Annotated in this window: 3 protein-coding genes and 1 pseudogene; all 4 read right to left on the bottom strand. The window is 67.9% G+C overall.

What is annotated here, in order from left to right:
- A partial coding sequence (gene pheT / locus HUU94_RS11225; RefSeq protein ID WP_174275163.1) for a phenylalanine--tRNA ligase subunit beta occupies positions 1 to 1878 on the bottom strand: 1878 nt, incomplete at its 3' end.
- Positions 1875 to 2957, bottom strand: coding sequence for a phenylalanine--tRNA ligase subunit alpha (gene pheS / locus HUU94_RS11220; protein ID WP_438827120.1), 1083 nt, complete (start codon positions 2955 to 2957; stop codon positions 1875 to 1877). The genes pheS and pheT, both read right to left, overlap by 4 nt.
- 10 nt (positions 2958 to 2967) lie before the next feature.
- Positions 2968 to 3306, bottom strand: a complete 339-nt coding sequence (locus tag HUU94_RS11215; protein ID WP_174275161.1) for a GIY-YIG nuclease family protein — start codon at positions 3304 to 3306, stop codon at positions 2968 to 2970.
- Positions 3307 to 3424: 118 nt separating this feature from the next.
- Positions 3425 to 3512: pseudogene (locus HUU94_RS11210) on the bottom strand (50S ribosomal protein L20); the annotation flags it as partial.

The raw sequence follows: 3512 nt of genomic DNA, 5'->3' as shown, positions 1-3512 counted from the left end.
GACCGGCGCGCCCGCCGCCGCCAGGATCGCCAGCGCCTCTGCCTTGGCGTCGAAGGCATCGGCGGCGCGCGCCTTGCCGGTGCGCCAGTCGCGCGGGCTCGCGTCGCCGGCGATCAGTACCGCCAGCGTCGGGCGCTCGGCATCGGCCAGATAGCGGCGGCCGACCTCGAACAGACGCACATTGCTCTCGCCGCGATCGCGGTTGCGCTGCGCGGCGCGCGCAAGGCCGGGGATCAGCGACGGGCGCATCACCTTCAGATCCTCGCTGATCGGATTGGCCAGCGTCCAGTGGCCGCCACCGAACGGCGCGGCCTCCTTCTCGGACAGGAAGCTCCACGTCACCGCTTCGGCGAAGCCGCGCGCCGCCGCGGCCCGGCGCACCCTGCGCTCCAGCTTCTGCTCGGCCGTGGCGGTCGGCCTGGCGACACCTTCGGCGCGGGGCAGCGGGGTGGCTGGCACCTTGTCCAGTCCCTCGATGCGGATCACCTCCTCGACGAGATCGGCCTGCCCGTCGATATCGCGGCGCCAGCTCGGGACGGTGACGGTGAAGTCGTCCGAAACGACAAAGCCGAGCCGTTCCAGTATCGCCTTCTGCCGATCGGCCGGCACGTCGAGGCCGGCGAGCGCCAGGCAGCGCCCCGGATCGTAAGCCAGCGTGCGTCGGGCGAGCGGCGGTTTTCCCGCGCGCGTCACGGCACTCGGCCGCCCCCCGCAATGATCGAGCACCAGCCTGGTCGCGATCGCGAGGCCGTCGTCGAGAAAGGCGGGATCGACGCCGCGCTCGAAACGCTGGCGCGCGTCGCTGGTGAGACCGAGTTTTTGCCCGGTCAGCGCGATATGATCGGGGTCGAAATAGGCACATTCGATCAGCACCTCGGTCGTCGTCTCGGACACGCCCGATTGCTCGCCGCCCATGATGCCGCCGATGTCGTGCACGGCGACATCGTCGGCGATCACCGTCATCGAGGCGTCGAGCGCATAGGTCCTGCCGTTGAGCGCGAGCACCTGCTCGCCGTCCGTCGCGCGCCGCGCGACGAGCGCGCCGGAGAGCTTGGCGCGATCGTAGACGTGGAGCGGCCGGCCGAGATCGATCGAAACGAAGTTGGTGATGTCGACCAGCATCGAGATCGGCTTCTGGCCGATCGCCTTGAGCCTGCGGGCCATCCAGTCCGGAGAGGCGCCGTTGGAGACACCCGACACCGCCTGCGCGTAGAAGGCCGGGCATCCGTCCGCATCGTCGGTCCGCACGTCCGGCGCGGGATCGTCGCCCGGCACCGGATCGAGCGAGTTCATGTGATGGACCTGATGGAGCGGCTTGAGCGTGCCCAGCCCGAACGCCGCAAGATCGCGCGCGATGCCGCGCACGCCCATGCAATCCTGCCGGTTGGGCGTGATCGCGATGTCGAACAGCGGATCGTCGAGCCCGGCCCATTGCGCATAGCCGAGGCCGACCGGCGCGTCGGCGGGCAGTTCGACGATGCCGTCATGCTCCTCGCCGAGCTGCAATTCGCGCACCGAGCACATCATGCCGTGCGACTCGACGCCCCGGATCGCGGCAACCTTGAGCGTCATGTCGGAGCCCGGCACATAGGCGCCCGGCGGCCCGAAGATGCCGACCAGACCCGCGCGTGCGTTGGGCGCGCCGCAGACCACCTGCAACGGTCCGCTCCCGGCATCGACCGACAGCACCTGCAATTTATCGGCCTGCGGATGCGGCGCGGCGGTCAGCACCCTGGCGATCACGAACGGGCGCAGTTTTTCGGCAGGGTTGGACACATCCTCCACCTCCAGCCCGATGCGGGTGAGCGCATCCGCCACCGCCGCCGCGTCGGCTTCGGTAGCGAGATGCTCCTTCAGCCAGCCCAGCGTGAACCTCATGCGCCCAGCCCCCCGCTCAGCGTCGGCACGTCGAGCGCCGCGAAGCCGTAATGCCGCAGCCAGCGCAGATCGCCGTCGAAGAAGGCGCGCAGATCGTCCATGCCGTATTTGAGCATCGCCAGACGATCGATGCCGCAGCCGAAGGCGAAGCCCTGCCACATGTCGGGATCGAGCCCGCAGGCGGCGATCACCCTGGGGTGGACCATGCCGGAGCCCAATATCTCAAGCCAGCCGTCGGGCTCGGCGCCGCCGATCACGCGCTTGCCCTTCACCAGCGTATAGCCGACATCGATCTCCACCGAGGGCTCGGTGAACGGAAAATAGCTCGGCCGCTGGCGCAACACGATGTCGTCGCGCTCGAAATAGGCCTTCACGAAGGTCTCCAGCGTCCATTTGAGATGGCCGAGCGTGATGCCCTTGTCGATCACCAGCCCCTCGACCTGGTGGAACATCGGCGTGTGGGTGGCGTCGCTGTCCGAACGATAGGTGCGGCCGGGCGCGATGATGCGGATCGGCGGCGGGCTGGCGGCCATCGTGCGGATCTGCACGGGCGAGGTGTGCGTGCGCAGCAGCATCTTTCGCCCCTCGCCGTCCACCCGATCGAAGTAGAAAGTGTCGTGCATGGCGCGCGCGGGATGCGCGTCGGGAATGTTGAGCGCGGTGAAATTGTGCCAGTCGTCCTCGATCTCCGGCCCGGTGGCGACCGCGAAGCCGAGATCGGCGAAGATTTCGGCGAATTCGTCCATCACTTGACTGACGGGGTGAACCGATCCCGCCTGCGCGCCGCCGATCGGAAGAGACATATCGAGCGTCTCGGAAGCCAGGCGCGCATCGAGCGCGGCACGATCGAGCGCGGCCTTGCGGGTGGCGAGGGCGTCGGCGACGTCGCTACGAAGCCGGTTGATGCGCGCGCCGGTCGTCTGCCGTTCCTCCGGAGACATGCCGCCCAGCGTCTTGAGCAGCAGGCTGACGCTCCCCTGCTTGCCGAGCAGCGCGATGCGCTGCGCCTCCAGTGCGGCAAGGTCGGGCGCGGACGCGATAGCGGGGAGAGTCGCTTCGATGGTGGACAAGTCAGTCACAAAAACTCCGTCATCCCCGCGCAGGCGGGGATCCATTCAGGCCGACCTCGATGGGGGCAAGCCCCAGACCCATAGCCAAATCCATCCACTCCTGGTTGCTGGCCTCGATCAGGCTCAGCTTCCAGTCGCGGTTCCATTTCTTGAGCTGCTTCTCGCGGCGGATCGCCGACGGCCTGTCGGGATGCCGCTCAAACCATACTAGTCGATGCACGCCGTAGCGACTTGTGAAGCCGGGGATCAAGTCGTTACGGTGCTGGTAGAGGCGGCCGATTAGGTTGGACGTTACGCCGATATAGAGCGTCGCGGCCCTGCCGCTGGCCAGAATATAGACGATCGGCTGCTTCTCCATTGAACCGCCGGGGTAATAGATTCCCGCCTGCGCGGGAATGACGGTTTCTCAGCCGGGTACGAAAAAGCGCGACGGCCTCTCGGCCGCCGCGCCCTTCGTGCGCCTGCTGCTTCGCGGCTCAGGCCGCGATGCGGGCACCTTCGGGTAGGGCTGCCTTGGCCTGCGCGACGATGACGCTGAACGTCTCGCCTTCGTGCATCGCCATG

Source organism: Sphingomonas bacterium, from assembly GCF_903644055.1.
GTDB lineage: Bacteria > Pseudomonadota > Alphaproteobacteria > Sphingomonadales > Sphingomonadaceae > Sphingomonas_I.
Note: the sequence above shows the minus strand (reverse complement) of the source record. Positions and strands in the feature narration are given on the sequence as shown.